The organism is Lactobacillus sp. ESL0785, assembly GCF_029395455.1.
Classification (GTDB): Bacteria; Bacillota; Bacilli; order Lactobacillales; family Lactobacillaceae; genus Lactobacillus.
In genome coordinates this window covers 519,294-534,412 of record NZ_CP113916.1, presented here as the reverse complement: position 1 = coordinate 534,412, position 15,119 = coordinate 519,294, and the positions used below count along the sequence as shown (strand labels likewise).

Here is a 15,119-nt window from a genome sequence, read left to right as displayed (position 1 = left end):
CTTTCTGTTAAAATTACAATCTATAATGAACATTGTTCAAAATAAAATCATCGTAAAAAAATAAAGCTGTTAGAGTAATTCACTCTAACAGCTTTATTTTTTGTCAATATTGTATATAAATAGAAATTGAAGCAAAATTTGTTAAACCCAAGTACAATACATTTCCTATTCAAAATCTGCTGGTTTTTTTCCGTGCGGCTTTGCAAAATAATATGCAATATCATCCATAATTCGGTCGGAAGCATGACCGTCACCATATGGATTTTTGGCGCTAGCCATTTTTTGATAAGCTGCCTTATTTTCAAGCAAATTAAGCATCGCTTCACGTACCGCATCAACTTCAGTACCAACTAATTTAAGTGTACCAGCCTTGACACCCTCTGGACGTTCTGTTGTATCCCGCAAAACTAAGACCGGCTTATTAAGTGAAGGTGCTTCTTCTTGCACACCGCCTGAATCCGTCATAATGAAGTAACTGCGTTTGGCTAAATTATGAAAATCGACCACATCAAGTGGTGCAATCAGATGAATGCGTGGATCATTACCTAAAATTTCTTGAGCAACTTGTTGAACACGCGGTGACAAGTGGACAGGATAGATAATCTCAACATCCTCATGACTGTCAACCACCTGCTTCATCACCTTAAACACGCGCCGCATCGGTTCACCCTGATTTTCACGGCGATGCATCGTTACCAAGATGACCTTATGACCCGGTGCGATTAAATCAAGGACATCATGATGATAATCTTGTTGAACCGTTTGCTTGAGAGCATCAATTGCAGTATTACCAGTGACAAAAATATTATTAGCACGATGATTTTCTTTTAACAAATTCGCTTTACTTAATTCAGTTGGCGCAAAGTATAAGTCAGCTAAATCATCAGTCATCTGCCGATTCATTTCTTCAGGATACGGCGAATACTTGTTCCAAGTTCGCAGCCCTGCCTCAACGTGCCCAATTGTACTCTGCTCATAAAAGCTAGCTAAACTAGCCGCAAAACTAGTCGTTGTATCACCGTGTACCAGCACAATATCCGGCTTTTCTTTCCTAATCACTTTGGCTAAGTCAATCATTACCTTGGCCGTAATTTCTTCAAGTGATTGATTCTGTTTCATAATGTTAAAGTCGTAATCCGGCTTAATTTTAAAAATTTCTAGAACTTGGTCCAGCATCTCACGGTGCTGCGCACTAACTACCGTTACTTCATCAAAACGGTTATCTGCCTTAAGCTTAAGCACTAATGGCGCCATTTTAATTGCTTCAGGTCTAGTACCAAAAACCGTCATTACCTTAATTTTCATCATAAAAGCCTCCATCTTGATACAATGATACCTGATTTAATAGGTTAAAAACAAGCCAGTATGGTTTAATTAAGTCATAAATTAGAAAAGAGCGCTCAATGTTTATTTTATTATTAAGTACCGGCATCTTAATTGTCTTTGCCAGTTTCAGTCTTGTTTTTAGTTTTGATAATACAAAAAGTCGCCATTTTCGGCAACTTTTATTTGGTATTAGTGTTGTTTTATTTGTCATCATTAGTTTGCTCATTAAACTAATGATGGCGCGACCAATTGGATAGCCGTAGCCTTTTAAAAATTAAATTACTTTAACAATAATCAAAAAAAAACGCCCTAAACAATAACTTAGAGAAGCTATCCAGGACGGATTTAAAAAACATTATTAACTTCTAAGATTGCTAGAAGCTTGTAACAACTGTAGTGCCAATATCAGGGATAGCTGCCTTACAAAGTGAGCTGTCTTTCTTTCCCGGCCGCTCTTGTCTTACATTAAAGTGACCAACTTTATTCTTAAGTTCACTAGCAGGCAAGACTACCTGCGTATTTTCAGCAGTAACTTTAACAGCTATAATTTTTTCATTACCATAATAAAAGTCTAACGTACAACCCTTATTAGTTTCTACATTATAGGTAGCAGAACCATCTGATTCCCGCACAGCTTTTATCACTGTTGGAGTTGGAGCGGCATATTGCTCTCTACTTACTTTCATTTTAGGTGTTGCTTTTTGATTATTTTTATTCACACCATACAAAGTTAATCCTTGATATCCTTTGAAGGTTAAATTAGCGTTAAAGTTACCTTGTTTGTTAACTTTAGTTGTTTTTATTTTTTTATTATTATAAAAAATTTTAACTTTTTTCAATCCTTTGGCATTACCTTTAACTTGCAACTGTTTCTTATCAGTATCATAAGAGAATTTGATATTACTCAATTTATAAACTGTCTTAGTATTATAACTAGCAGCACTGATATCAGTTATATTCACGGCACTTAAGCCAGCAACTCCTAGTCCTAATACAATGGCACACATGTACATTAAGATCTGTTTTTTTACTTTCATAACATTTGTACCCCCTTAATAAAAGCTCATTATTTTCACATTAATAATACCACTATTTTTTAAAATCACACAACCGTAAATATCAGCTGCAAGTTTTTAAGCCAAGAATCATTTGATTTCCTGATCAACTAGCTAATTAAGTGTATCAAGCTACTATTAAAAGTAGTACAATAATTTCAGATTTAACAACCCATTAGCTACCAACATTAAGGTAATGTAATTGACATTAGCACAACGTTTGCCTACTTTATTATACCAATGGATATCAGTTTCATAATATAATTTGGCTTCATAAATATAATTCTTATTTTCAACATAGTCAGGTCTTTCATTTAGCTTAAGCAAGTTCTTATCAACAAACAAACCAAGTTACCCAATGGCTATGTAAGTTTTCTTACTTACTTCATACATTGAAGGCTCAAATTTATTTATCGCTGCTATCAATTCCTGATTATCTGTATTTACTACAAAAATCTTAATATGGTTTTCCATATTTTTTCTTCTAGTCTATTTATTTCTTACAGTTCTTTCCATTTACTTTCTTAACTTCTCATTAATTATCTCCATACAAAAAAGGAGCATTGCCAACATCAATGTTCCTTTTTTTACTTATTATTTTTATCTGACACATGATTTTCCAAAAATAAATACTACATTTCAATCCTCAATTGAGAACAAGATAAATAAAACAACAGAGTAGAAAATTACTACTAATCGAATTCAAATAAATAACATATTTTTCACTTCAAGTGTAGCATAGCTACTTGTTCCCTTTATCAATTTTTTCGGAATAAACTCCAATTTTTATTATTATAGAGTTCATTAGTATACTTCTTAAAATGCTGGTGTGCATCCCGATGTAAATTGTCTTCTGACATCTCATTCATTATCTTTAATAATTTCAATATTTTTAGCGAATCGTTTACTAAATTAAATATATCAAGCAATTTATCTATTACAATACTTTCAATAAATTCAGTATCATTTGTTTCAAAATACGACATGATCGTATCTCTGAAAACGTTTTTACTTTAAAAACTTATTTTGCAACTGTTTAATTTGCTTGTTGGTTAATCCTACTTGATTAATTAAATAAGACTTAGTAGAGCCATAATTAGTATCAATTTCGTCAAAGAAGGCATCAAGGCAAGTTGAAGAAACTCCGATTATAGCATTTTGAGCGTCAATGAATCCTTGAGGAAAATTTTTAGCAGCCAATTCCTGCTTTCTGGCAGTGATTGCCTTTTCATAATAATTATTCGACAATAAATAATCTTGCTTAATTTGCTTACGGCTAACACCCAGTGCTGATAAGACCAAAGCTACAGTAGTTCCTGTGCGATCTTTTCCGGAAGTGCAATGGATATCTGTGGCACCCCTACTCTTCAATAAGACTTTAAACACTTGGCGATAACCTTGCTGGCTGTTTTTAGAACTAGCTAAGCTACGCATCACATCAGAAAAATTTTGTACATAAGCAGTAGGACTGCCGCCCCAATTCATATATTCGATATATTTGGGTTCCTGAGCAAATTCAGCTTCCTTCCCCTCCTGTGCAATCAGGTTTTCTTTAACAGCGGCTTGCTTTTTAGCTAAATCATTTAAAAAGTCCGTACCATATAAGTCAATAACATGTTCTTTGACATCAGTGATCTTGGGATCAGGTTGAGTAGTGGCATCTGTTTGACCACGCAAATCAATGACATCAGTCAAATGATACTTTTTAGTTAAAGTCTTTAAATCACCTTTTGTGGCCGTATATAATTTGCCAGTTCGCAGCAATTTATTAGCTTTCAGCTTGCGCTTCTTAGTCCCGATTAAACCAGTGATTTTTCTTGCGTTATCGACACCTTTCAGTTTTAAGCTGTACGGTAATTTCTTACTACTTACACTTGCCTTAGTTGCAGCAACTGCAGGTACACCTGAATTACCAATAGTTTCAGCACCAGCAGCACTAAGCATTACCAATGCTAACAAGCTGGTAACTGTTTTGACAGAACATTTTTTCATCTTACATACCTTAGATCTTTAGAAACTATTCCATAACTTTATGAATTTCATCCGCTATTTCTAAACAGACTTCTTCTGCTTGAGGTGCGATCCCAATTAGGTCAAAAAAGCCGTGATCGCAGCCTAAATAGCGTATTGAATTGATTTTTTTGCCTTGCTCAGCCGCCTTCTTAATAAAGGCATCACTGCCTAATTTAAGCAGGTCATATTGGCTGGAAATGATGGTCATTGCTGGTATCTGATTAAAATCAGAAATTTCACCTAAATTAACTATCGGATCAGCTGTTTTAACTTTGTCCATTAAATATAAGGACTCGTCTTGAGAATTTTTCATCTTATTTAATCGTGAGTAAACCAAATCCCGTTCTTCCGAAACAATCGGGAATTTGTCGGCAATTTCCAGTTTACTAATCTGATTGTCAATGACTGGATACAATTCAACGATTAATTTAATATCTTTAAATTCATTTTTCACCAAAACTGAATTGATTAAGTTGCCGCCAGCACTGTCGCCAATCATAACCACTTTTTCAGTTCCTACTCCTAGCTGAACATGATTTTTCTTAACCCACTGTAAAGTTTCTAGGCAGTCATCAATAGCAGCCGGATATGGATTTTCTGGTGCCAAACGATATTCTGGGAAGATCACTAAACACTGAGTTGTTTCTGCTAAATACCGCATTTCATTACGATACAAATCAATATTTCCCGCGGTAAAACCACCACCATGCAAATAAATCAAAATTGGCAAAGTATTATCAAAGTTAGCGGACTTAAATATAAAAACATCAATGTATCGTTCATTGCCGATTTTGATTAGCTTTTCTTCTTGCGCTACATCTTCATGAGTAATATCATAGTTGACCTTATCAGGGCGATTCCGCGTATGATATAACGAATAACCTCTACTTTTAGACTTGGCAGCTGCCTTCTTTTTAATGACTTCCTTAATCCGAGGATCCAAGATGTTTCTCGCTTCGCTATCAGGTACCGGCTTAAAGATATAGGTTACGCCATTTTTCTTAATCTGTTCAACATTTGTATGCAACTTAGTAACTAATTCATCAGGATATTTCTTCATAAAAATAACCTCCCTAACTTTTAAATTTCTGTCGCCATTATCTTAGTATCAAGGGTAAGTGGACTTGTTACTGTAGAAAAGCTAATTTTCTTATAGCTGGTGGAATTGGTAATCGCTACAATTGTAGTATCGTCAATATTATTGTCCGCAAATACCTGTTTATCGTATTCAGCTATTAACTGACCTACCTTTACCGTCTGACCTGTTTCAACCAAGTTAGTAATACCTTTGCCGTTAAGATTTACCGAGTCAATACCAATATGAATTAAAACTTCGGCACCATGTTCACTAGTAATACCAATCGCATGTTTAGTCTTAAAGACCATTGTGACTTTACCTGCACAAGGAGCATAAATTTTACCATCTTCGGAAATAACACCGTAAGCCTGACCTAAAGTACCCTGAGCAAACACATTATCGTTGATTTCTGCCATCGGAACATATTGTCCTTTAGCTACTGCTGTAAACTCCTCAGCACTTGTTTCTACACTTTCCGTAGCTTTTTCATCATCACTATCGCTAGCATCTTCTGCAAAACTAGAATCATCAAAGCCTAAGACCAAAGTTAAGATAAAGGAAACACCAATTGAAATCGCTGCTGTGATACAAGCGTTAATAAAGTTAGGCATATCATGAGCATTACCTAAGTAAGCTGCCAAAGCAGTAATCGAATAACCACCAAAGGCATAAGCCTTTAAGCCAGTAAAGCCAGCGTAAACACCAGCAACAGTTGCACCTATTACTTTGGCAACGAATGGTCGCTTCATTTTATACTCAATACCGTAAAGTGATGGTTCACTTATTCCACCAAATAAACCAGCTAAAGCCGCTGGACCGGCAATACTCTTTAATTTATTTTGCTTAGTTTTTAAGAAAGTTGCTAAAGCAACACCACCAGATGCAACCGTATTGCACAAGAACCAAACATTAATAATCTTATCGAAGCCAACCTTAGCAATTGATTGCACAGCAAGTGGAACTAATGCGAGGTGCATGCCACCCATCGAGATAATTGGTCCAACTGCCGTAATAATTGGAACCGCAATAGCTCCCATATTATTAGACATCCACTGAACAGCAATAGAGATGTAATTACTCAGAACTTGTCCCAAAGGACCAGCTGCAGTTAACAGAATGATTGCCATAATTAGCACCAAGCTTAATGGCTTCAAGAAATTCTTTAACGCGTCAGGAATGATTTTATTGAGCCACTTGTCGAGTTTACTCATAATCCAAACCGACAGGATTATTGGAACTACTGAGCTGCTGTAGGCCGTTTTTATTACTGGGATGCCAAAGAAAGTTAGTGCTTTTTTGGATGCCAGTAGAGTTGTCATATCGGGATGCAGAATAAAGCAAGCCAGAACTACAGCTAGAACCACATTAGTATCAAACAATTTAGCTGATGTTATTGCTAGATAAACCGGTAAAAAATAAAAAACTGCATCAGTTAGAGTGTTAAGAATTATGTATGTAGAACTGGTTGTCGTTATTATCCCTGTCATCTGTAACAAGATTTGAATAACCTTAACAAAACCAGCTACTGATAATGCCGGAACAATCGGTGCAAAAATTCTAGCCAACAATTGCATAAACTTTTCAATTAACTTAATTGGGTTCAAGCTAGTTTTTTCTTTATGTTCATTTTTTCTTGCACCACCACCTATTTGGCGATTAATTTCATCTACTACTTCTTCAACATAAGTACCAATTACAACTTGATATTGCTCAGTACTCTTATCAATCCCGACTACCTCGTTAATCCTGTTTAAAGCTTTTTCATCAACCTTAGCACGATCAGTCAGATACATTCTGACCCTGGTTGAGCAGTGATCTGCTAACTCAATATTTTCTTTTCCGCCCACAGCTGCAATGATTTTTTTAGCTAGTTCAGGAATATTTCGTTTTGCCATAAGAATTCCTTTCAAAAAAATACCAAGTAATAACTCTAGGTAGCTAGAGTTATTACTTGGTAATGCCAACAATAATTGTTGTTACAATCCAATTTTATTTTTTAACCGTTGAGTTTATATAAATTTCATGAATGTGAATCGCCAAATACATCAATTCAGAATTTTCAACCTGTTTACCGTATTTCTTCTTGATAAATTTTGCGACTTGTTCAGCACATTCATAACTTTCATGATAGGCCGTTTTAATGTAGTCATACATGTGTGTATCTACGGGCCGTTTTTCTTCTGTATCAGTAGATAACAAACGCTGTGAAAAGAACTTTAGATGCGTCAAAAACCTTTGATAAGCAAAACTTTGCTCATCAATATCTAAAAGCAATTGATACTTCACGATATTAAACACTTCGTGTATCAAAGTCATCGCCTTTTGCGCGCCAATTTGCCCACTGCCATCTTCATAGTTCACAATATGAAAAGCAATAAAGCCCGCTTCATCTTTAGGTAAGCTGATTTTTAAATAGCGATTTACAATTCCTAAAGCTTCTAAGCCAATTTCATATTCTTGCGCATAAAAACGACTGATATCACTTAACAAAAAGTTGGGTAAATCTACACCTGCTAGTAGTCTTTTAACTGCTTGTTGTAAATGATCTAGCAAGGCAAAATAAAAACTACTATCAAATTTCTGTTTAAGCCGCTTTTGTGCAATTTGAACTATCTCATTACAAATTTCAAAGTATTCAGGTCTAGTATTGTTTAAAAGGCGATCAAATTCTTTTGAATTTTTTGTTTTTTTATTCCAAAAGATTTGGTCTATTCTAGCCTTTGGAACAGTATCATTGGCTTTTAAATTAAAACCAATTCCCTTTCCAAATACAATAACTTTTTCTCCTTCTTCTTCAGCGATGACCACATTATTATTTAGTTTTCTTACAACTCTCAATGGAATCACCCACTGTTCTAATAACAATTTTTGTGGGTAATGCTTGCACTAACACAATTACAATCCCCAAATGACTCATGAGTCATTTTAAGCATATAATAGTTGGTAAGCGCTGTCAACATATTTTTTAAAAATGAAAAAGAGCAGCTACTTAAAAAATATCAGTGCCGCCATTTTGATTATTACTATCTTTTTTAAATATTATCTGCTATCACGTCAGCAACATTCTTGCTTGAATAGAGTACAAATCCAGCCTCAGTACTGGGCATAACTGATAATAGCGAATTTGAAATTAAATTTGTAATTATCAAAAGTGAGATGACCAGTGCTCGTGTCAATAGCGCATATTCTCAATTAGAACACGTAATTTCCATTCTTGATACTTGGCAGGATTATGAAACAGAAAAAAAGCAAAAAAAGAAACAAACTAACGACATCATGAAAGAACTAATAAACTATAAAGCATTATTAGAAGCTGATATTATTACCAAAGAAGATTTTGATGCTAAAAAGAAACAATTATTAGATCTTTAAATAAAAAATAAGACCTAGCTGTTAATTCAGCTAGGTCTTTTAGTTCAAATTTTGTCTACCTATCTTTTAATAACTCCAGTGTTCTATTAGATAGATGCAAGTGAAATTTAAGCTTAGTAGCTCTCTTCTCAATCCGAAATGTAATTCTTAAATATTTTATTTAATCAATCAGCCTTTTGCGATTATCTTTCTAATTATATCTAATATGATTGCCAATATAATCGCTATCACAGCAGATGTATAATATTTCTTTTCTTTTTTAGTCATGTTATTCCGCACTAGTCTAGTCAATCTTCAAAAGTACCTTTCTAATATATGTAAGAACTTTATGGTAATAGTTTAAAAATTATTGTTATTATTGAACAAACGAATATTATTGTCTGAGCTGTACATTTACTCATTGTTTTCTCCTTTATTAAATCTTATATGTTCAATGCTTCTCTTAGTTAAGGCTTAATACCATAGTACAAAAGAATTGCAATAACTGCTGAAATAATTGATGCAATTGCTGCAGCTATATCCAAAGCAGATGCTTTATCTTTTTGTTTTTTCATGTTTTTACTTTTCATTTTTCTTTGCTCTAGTTATTTTAGCAATTTTATTATTTCTGCGATTACTATAATTATCAATCCTGCTAAAACTAATTTTTTAGGTCTTAAATCAATTGTTGTATTGATAATGATATTACCTTTTTTATTTTGGTAATGATATTTGTATATTTTCACTTGTTTATTTCCCTCATCATTCTTAGACTCCTTACATATTATCAAGGAATTATTATTAGTTAAAAATAATAAATGCTTTCATTACTTAATCATTATACACGTTTATTGTATATAATGATTAGGAAAGGATGATAGAGATAAAAAATTAATTTATCCAGTTATTATTACTGAAGTAACTGATGAAGACGGTCATTATTTTTGTGTAAGTTCGCCAAATATAAAAGGCATGGTTACTCAAAGTGACACTTTTGAAGATGCGGTGTCTTGGGCAGAAGACGCCATTGCCACTATGATTGAGGGTGAAGAATATCCTGAGCCACAAGACCCAAAGAATTGGGAATTAGAACCTAATGAAAGCATAGTTTATGTCACTGTTGACATGGAAAAATGGTTACAGGACAAGTAACCTAAAATCATAAATCGCACCTAGGTATTTGGCAAAAAATTTATTAAACTAAACACGTAAAGTTAAGAAGGATTGTATAATTTATGCAGAATTTATTGGCTTACCCAGTAATTATTTGGCCAGCTGAAAACGGCTATAATGTTCTAGTACCAGATTTTGGGAAAAATGGATTAGCTACTCAAGGAACTGATTTAGATAATGCTATTTATATGGCAAACGATTTAATTGGCTGCATGCTAGCTGATACTACTGATTATCCTGAAGCTACACCACTTGATAAAGTTGTAATTCCTCATGAAGCTAAAAATGCTATTACAACGATGATCCCAATTAACATTAAAGAATACGGATATCAAACAGCTAAAACTGTTAAGAAAATAGATTATTAAAAGACTAAAAAAAAGACCTTTAGATACATAAATAAACCCCAAAAGCTAGTTACTCTAACTTTTGGGGTTTACTATATCTATCCTTGGCTAACCATAATACTAAAAGCTTGATTTGTAAGACATTACAGCTATATTTCAATGACCCTGGTGAGATTCGAACTCACCTCTACGGTTTAGGAGACCATTGTTCTATCCAGATGAACTACAGGGCCGTAATAAATTAACTTTACCAAATTTACGTGATAAAAGCCAATTTTTTTAGTAACTAATATTGTCTTGTATAATATGGCCGCGGGCTGTTTGTATCTGCTAACTTGTCAGCGGCAAATACAAACGGCGTCCAGATTGCTAAAGCAATTAACATATTAATGATGCTCAAGACAATTGCCCGCCAATCATAATTGCAAGCCAAAAACGGACCGAGAATTGGCGGCATAACTGCCGGAACCGCTGCTTGCACCGGATTAACTAACCCCATCATCGTCACCCAATAAGAAAAAGCAACATTAACTAACGGCGCAAGAATAAATGGAATAAAGTAGACGGGATTAAGAACTACTGGCAAACCTAAAACAACTGGTTCATTAATATTAAAAATTCCGGGGGCTAATGCTACCTTGGCAATGGTACGATAATCACTACGTTTAGAAAAAAGTAGGATCGCGATAATCAGCATCAACGTGCCACCAGCACCGCCGAACCAAGCAAAAACATCAAAGGAACTACGCGCCCACAATAATGGTGCAGCTTTACCGTTACGAACTGCTGTAATATTAACATTTTGCGCAGTCAGCCAGATTGAATCAAGCATCGGTGCCATTACACTTAAGCCATTAATGCCAAAGAACCAAAAAATTTGTACTAATAAGGTAACCAGCATTACCATGCCAAACCCTTGCCCCATTCTGACCAGCGGCCATTGAATTGTATGCAGCAACCAATTACCAAAAAAGGTCCCCGTCACTGATTGAAAAACAAAATTAATTGCCCCAACACCAAAAATTGCAATAATTGCTGGTACAAGTGAATCAAAAGCACGCTGTTCAGCATATGGCAAATTAGTTTCCAAATGAATCATTATACGGGCTTTAAAGCACATTGCATAAATCGACACTCCAATTGTGCCAAATAAAATTGCTGTAAAAATTCCCGTTGTCGAAAACTGTTCAATATCAAAAGCATGTGGTAAGAAAATCACTTTGCTATTAACTTGCAATTTAGTTAAATTAGCAATACTCATTGCTAAAGACGACAAAGAAACAATTGCACCTGCAAGTGAATCAACTTCGAAACTTTTAGCCAAGTGATAACCTAATGATAATGCTAAAAAAAGTGCAAATAAGGCAAAAGTTCCCCGCCAAACAACGTCACTGATTAACACTAACGGTTGCATTGTCCAAGCAAAAGCTTTCCAACCTAAATTTGTCTTTGCAGCAGCAATTAAGCTCTTAATTAGAACGGCCATTGAACCTGCAATTGTAATTGGCATTACTGAGATAAAGGCATCCCGCAATGCAACCAGCCAACGCACCTGACCAATTTTACTTGCCAGCGGTAAAACATAATCCTCCAGCCAGGCTACTAATCGACTCATTTTTGCTCCTTTTTCTTTAAATAATGGGGATGATATCCCTTATTTTTATTCTTATGCTTTTGGTGCTTCTTCTTTTTAATTGGCGTAACGACTTCTTTAGCCGCAGCTGAGGCCACAAGCTTCTTCTTTTTTTTCTTCTTGGGCAGTTCAGGCGTTAACCTAAATCCAGCAAAATATACGCGCTCTAAGTCAACTTCAGCATCTAATAGCTTCTTTAAATCACGAAAATCATGGTCATCTCCCAAAGTTACAACATAACCATTAGCACCCATCCGACCTGTACGCCCAGCTCGATGTAAGTAAGTATTGCGATCACTAGGAAGATCAAAATTAATAACATAAGTGACACCTGGAATATCAAGCCCCCGCGCTGCTAAATCTGTCGCTAGCAGCAAGCCTGTTTTCCCAGTTTTTAAGTCACATAATGCTTGTTCTCTTTTTTCTTTGCCAAATTCATTCGCCAACAATGTAAACTTAGTCTTCGTATGGGCAAAGATACCAGCAAAACGCATCATTGTTTGGTTAGAATCAAAAAATAATATACCTTTAAAATGATCAAGACGTGTCAACCGCTGGACAAAATCAATTTTATGAGCATTATCAATTTGCAAAAAATAATTTTTTACCGTTGTTGCTTGCCTTGAGCGGACATCAATCAATAAGAACACCCGACCAAAAATTTCTTCAGCACTTTGTGTAATCTCTGATTCGGTCGCACCAAATAACAGAATTTGAGCATCAGAAGCCATATTCTGCCCTAAAGAACTAAGCAGCTCCATTTTACTAAATTCTAAAATATCGTCAGCTTCATCAATTACCAAAGTTTTAATCTGATCAACTTTAATTCGGTTACTTGAAAAGAAATCAAAAAAGCGGCCTGGTGTAGCTACAACAACTTCCGGATGTTTCTTTTTTAAATTATCTTCTTGACGCTTACGGTTACCAGCGCCCACCAAACTCACCCCAGTTAATCCCAAAGCATGAATAAAAGGATTAATGGCATGTCTAATCTGCACCGCCAGCTCAGTTGTCGGGGCAATAATCACGAGACTATTTGGTTCTCCAGAAATGACCCGTTCTAGAGCTGGCAAAGCATAGGCCAGTGTTTTTCCTGTACCTGTTTTTGCCAGTGCCACCAAGCTTGCACCATTTAAAATGGCAGTTTGGGTTTCTTGTTGAATTAAAGTCGGCTTAGTTAAGCCCAATTTGTTTAAGACTGTTATGATTTCTTGTTTCATTATTGTGTTAATTGTCCATATTTCTGTTTATATTGTGCTACCGTACCATTATATGCCAGCATTGCAACGCCACCACTTTCTAGTTCATGTACATTATTTACCCGACCATTATTTGTGTACCGCCAAAATGAATACTGTAATTTATTCGGTTCTTTCTTACTATCCGTCATAAACTTGACGTCTGCTGGAAAATACGACTTATACTTAACCGCCAAATCAACCATTACCAACTTACCGCTGCGCTCAAGGATTCGGGTAAAGGCAGCCATTTGCTTAATATAGCTTAATTTACGCTCACTTACAGCTGGTTCAATTAAAATCGGTAAACTGCCCGTATCCCCGCCGACCTTTTTTACAAAATAGCGATAGTGTTCTTGCGGAGTTGACTCATTACTATAAGCAATGCTTGTTCCAAAAGCCAGCTTCGTCCCCAAAATTTGATCGCGATAAGATAGATAATCATCATCAAAATATGACCTGCCCTGTGTGCTGCGCAAATAAACAAAAGAAATTCCATTAGCCTGTAATTCATGCAAATCAACATAGCCATAACTTTGGTTCAATTCCACGCCAATTGCACTAGAATTAGCATCTGGTGGGAGCGTCGTTTGCTTTTTAAAATTAGCCAAGCCTACTAAAAGAAGACTCACCACAATTAGCAGCATCATTAAAATAGCTGGCAGTGTATATTTATGATGAAACCTCTTCATCGTAATTCTCCATTAAATTATAACAACGTCAATCAATTATACCAACACTTTAATTATAAGCGAAGAACAACACTTTTGATAATCAAACAAAAAACAAGTGACTAACAGAAGTTAGTCACTTATTACATTAAATCTAACAATTACAATTCAACAAGATAAACCGGCTTTTGTCCGTTTAATACCCGTTTAATATCAGTCAAGCTATGAACAATCATATTTTTAACCGAAGTCTTAGTATAGTAAGCAGAGTGTGGTGTTACGACAACATTCGGCATTTTCGCCAATTCTTGATAAGTCTGCGGCAATTCCGAAATATCATTGAATTTCTTCATAAAGAAGTCATTTTCCTCAGTCAAAACATCTAAAGCAGCACCAGCAATTTCGTGCTCTTTTAGAGCTTCAACTAAGTCTTGAGTATTAATCAACGGTCCCCGTGCTGCATTAATTATAATTGCGCTATTCTTCATTTCCTTAAACTGCTTAGCACTAATCATATCAACAATTGACGGATCAAGTGGCGTATGCAAAGTCAAAATGTCTGCATTCTGAATAACGGTGTCAAAATCAGTATATTCAAGAAAAGCTTCATTAGCAGGATTTTCAATCAAATCATTTCCAATAACCTTAGCTCCCAAAGAACTAAAAATTTCGGCAACAGCAGACCCAATTCGACCCAAGCCAATAATCCCGACTGTCTTATTGTAAATTTCGTCACTCATTAAGTTTTCTTCACGAACAAAATTTAAATCATGCTGTTCGTTATAGAAGATTTGTCCCCAGTTACGCAACAAATACATTGCAGAAGTCAATACGTTTTCAGCAACAGCACGCGGTGAATATGCTGGTGTGTTGGTAACGAACAAATCATATTTATGAACGTAATCCCAATTAATAATATTGTAACCAACTGAACGCAAAGCAATTTGTTTAATCCCAAATGAAGCCAGCTTCTTATAAACTTCCTCTTCATCAATATCAACAACTTGCATTAAACTTACACAGTCAAAGTCCTTAGCCTCATCAACTGTTGACGCATCCAAAATTTCTTCAGTTGTTTCGATATCATCTTCTGGATGTTCTTCACGCCATTGCTTAACGTAAAACATTTGCTCTGGTGTCATATTATACAGTAAAACTTTCATTAAGAATAAATCCTCCTTTAAATAAAAAATTCTTTGTTTCTATTTTACCCAACATGGACAAAGAATTAAAG

Annotated in this window: 16 protein-coding genes and 1 tRNA gene; 4 read left to right on the top strand and 13 right to left on the bottom strand. The window is 35.2% G+C overall.

Translation table 11 applies throughout. From position 1 onward, the window contains the following. Window positions 1-165: 165 nt before the first annotated feature. Window positions 166-1,308, bottom strand: coding sequence for a UDP-N-acetylglucosamine 2-epimerase (non-hydrolyzing) (gene wecB, locus OZY43_RS02665; RefSeq protein ID WP_277165689.1), 1,143 nt, complete (start codon window positions 1,306-1,308; stop codon window positions 166-168). A gap of 95 nt (window positions 1,309-1,403) precedes the next feature. Here wecB and OZY43_RS02660 point away from each other — a divergent pair, with 95 nt between their 5' ends. Then, window positions 1,404-1,583 (top strand): hypothetical protein, encoded by a 180-nt coding sequence (locus tag OZY43_RS02660; protein WP_277165688.1) that lies wholly within the window; start codon window positions 1,404-1,406, stop codon window positions 1,581-1,583. 117 nt (window positions 1,584-1,700) lie between these two features. On the opposite strand, the gene OZY43_RS02655 is transcribed toward OZY43_RS02660, so the two are convergent. From OZY43_RS02655 to OZY43_RS02630, 6 genes are all read right to left on the bottom strand, one after another. Beyond that, window positions 1,701-2,363, bottom strand: coding sequence for a hypothetical protein (locus tag OZY43_RS02655; RefSeq protein ID WP_277165686.1), 663 nt, complete (start codon window positions 2,361-2,363; stop codon window positions 1,701-1,703). A 156-nt stretch (window positions 2,364-2,519) separates the two neighbouring features. Then, window positions 2,520-2,726, bottom strand: coding sequence for a hypothetical protein (locus OZY43_RS02650; RefSeq protein ID WP_277165684.1), 207 nt, complete (start codon window positions 2,724-2,726; stop codon window positions 2,520-2,522). 663 nt (window positions 2,727-3,389) lie between these two features. Then, a complete protein-coding gene (locus tag OZY43_RS02645; protein WP_277165682.1) occupies window positions 3,390-4,373 on the bottom strand; it encodes a tyrosine-protein phosphatase in 984 nt (327 codons plus the stop codon). 25 nt (window positions 4,374-4,398) lie between these two features. Further along, window positions 4,399-5,454, bottom strand: coding sequence for an alpha/beta hydrolase (locus tag OZY43_RS02640; RefSeq protein WP_277165680.1), 1,056 nt, complete (start codon window positions 5,452-5,454; stop codon window positions 4,399-4,401). A gap of 20 nt (window positions 5,455-5,474) precedes the next feature. Continuing rightward, on the bottom strand, window positions 5,475-7,367 hold the full coding sequence (locus tag OZY43_RS02635; protein ID WP_277165678.1) for a glucose PTS transporter subunit IIA: 1,893 nt from the start codon (window positions 7,365-7,367) through the stop codon (window positions 5,475-5,477). A gap of 94 nt (window positions 7,368-7,461) precedes the next feature. After that, a complete protein-coding gene (locus tag OZY43_RS02630; protein ID WP_277165676.1) occupies window positions 7,462-8,310 on the bottom strand; it encodes a PRD domain-containing protein in 849 nt (282 codons plus the stop codon). Between the two features lie 318 nt (window positions 8,311-8,628). Between OZY43_RS02630 and OZY43_RS02625 the strand changes: the two genes are divergently transcribed. Next, window positions 8,629-8,844, top strand: a complete 216-nt coding sequence (locus tag OZY43_RS02625; RefSeq protein ID WP_277165674.1) for an SHOCT domain-containing protein — start codon at window positions 8,629-8,631, stop codon at window positions 8,842-8,844. A 446-nt stretch (window positions 8,845-9,290) separates the two neighbouring features. On the opposite strand, the gene OZY43_RS02620 is transcribed toward OZY43_RS02625, so the two are convergent. After that, entirely contained in the window at window positions 9,291-9,413 is a 123-nt protein-coding gene (locus OZY43_RS02620) for a hypothetical protein (protein ID WP_277165672.1), read from the bottom strand. Window positions 9,414-9,717: 304 nt separating this feature from the next. On the opposite strand from OZY43_RS02620, the gene OZY43_RS02615 reads away from it, so the two are divergent. Both OZY43_RS02615 and OZY43_RS02610 read left to right on the top strand, forming a co-directional pair. Next, window positions 9,718-9,975, top strand: a complete 258-nt coding sequence (locus tag OZY43_RS02615; protein WP_348535304.1) for a type II toxin-antitoxin system HicB family antitoxin — start codon at window positions 9,718-9,720, stop codon at window positions 9,973-9,975. Window positions 9,976-10,058: 83 nt separating this feature from the next. Next, window positions 10,059-10,364, top strand: coding sequence for a type II toxin-antitoxin system HicB family antitoxin (locus OZY43_RS02610; RefSeq protein ID WP_277165671.1), 306 nt, complete (start codon window positions 10,059-10,061; stop codon window positions 10,362-10,364). Between the two features lie 139 nt (window positions 10,365-10,503). Here the strand turns inward: OZY43_RS02610 and OZY43_RS02605 are convergent. The 5 genes from OZY43_RS02605 to OZY43_RS02585 form a co-directional block, all read right to left on the bottom strand. Next, window positions 10,504-10,576 (bottom strand) — tRNA-Arg (locus OZY43_RS02605). Window positions 10,577-10,629: 53 nt separating this feature from the next. Then, entirely contained in the window at window positions 10,630-11,958 is a 1,329-nt protein-coding gene (locus OZY43_RS02600; RefSeq protein ID WP_277165669.1) for a PTS transporter subunit EIIC, read from the bottom strand. Beyond that, window positions 11,955-13,199: a DEAD/DEAH box helicase gene (locus tag OZY43_RS02595; RefSeq protein WP_277166332.1), complete on the bottom strand. Its 1,245-nt coding sequence runs from the start codon at window positions 13,197-13,199 to the stop codon at window positions 11,955-11,957. Before OZY43_RS02595 ends, OZY43_RS02600 begins: the two co-directional genes overlap by 4 nt. Continuing rightward, window positions 13,196-13,906 carry a GH25 family lysozyme gene (locus OZY43_RS02590; protein WP_277165667.1) on the bottom strand — a complete coding sequence of 237 codons (711 nt, stop codon included), beginning with the start codon at window positions 13,904-13,906 and terminating at the stop codon, window positions 13,196-13,198. Before OZY43_RS02590 ends, OZY43_RS02595 begins: the two co-directional genes overlap by 4 nt. Window positions 13,907-14,046: 140 nt before the next feature. Further along, window positions 14,047-15,048, bottom strand: coding sequence for an NAD(P)-dependent oxidoreductase (locus OZY43_RS02585; RefSeq protein WP_277165665.1), 1,002 nt, complete (start codon window positions 15,046-15,048; stop codon window positions 14,047-14,049). Window positions 15,049-15,119: the final 71 nt, after the last annotated feature.

Bases quoted from the DNA above. Each gene is read 5' to 3' on its own strand.
- OZY43_RS02655 (WP_277165686.1), bottom strand. From the start codon at position 2,363: ATGAAAGTAAAAAAACAGATCTTAATGTACATGTGTGCCATTGTATTA.
- OZY43_RS02625 (WP_277165674.1), top strand. From the start codon at position 8,629: ATGACCAGTGCTCGTGTCAATAGCGCATATTCTCAATTAGAACACGTA.
- OZY43_RS02620 (WP_277165672.1), bottom strand. From the start codon at position 9,413: ATGAAAAGTAAAAACATGAAAAAACAAAAAGATAAAGCATCTGCTTTG.
- OZY43_RS02640 (WP_277165680.1), bottom strand. From the start codon at position 5,454: ATGAAGAAATATCCTGATGAATTAGTTACTAAGTTGCATACAAATGTT.
- OZY43_RS02610 (WP_277165671.1), top strand. From the start codon at position 10,059: ATGCAGAATTTATTGGCTTACCCAGTAATTATTTGGCCAGCTGAAAAC.
- wecB (WP_277165689.1), bottom strand. From the start codon at position 1,308: ATGATGAAAATTAAGGTAATGACGGTTTTTGGTACTAGACCTGAAGCA.
- OZY43_RS02585 (WP_277165665.1), bottom strand. From the start codon at position 15,048: ATGAAAGTTTTACTGTATAATATGACACCAGAGCAAATGTTTTACGTT.
- OZY43_RS02635 (WP_277165678.1), bottom strand. From the start codon at position 7,367: ATGGCAAAACGAAATATTCCTGAACTAGCTAAAAAAATCATTGCAGCT.
- OZY43_RS02590 (WP_277165667.1), bottom strand. From the start codon at position 13,906: ATGAAGAGGTTTCATCATAAATATACACTGCCAGCTATTTTAATGATG.
- OZY43_RS02645 (WP_277165682.1), bottom strand. From the start codon at position 4,373: ATGAAAAAATGTTCTGTCAAAACAGTTACCAGCTTGTTAGCATTGGTA.
- OZY43_RS02660 (WP_277165688.1), top strand. From the start codon at position 1,404: ATGTTTATTTTATTATTAAGTACCGGCATCTTAATTGTCTTTGCCAGT.
- OZY43_RS02600 (WP_277165669.1), bottom strand. From the start codon at position 11,958: ATGAGTCGATTAGTAGCCTGGCTGGAGGATTATGTTTTACCGCTGGCA.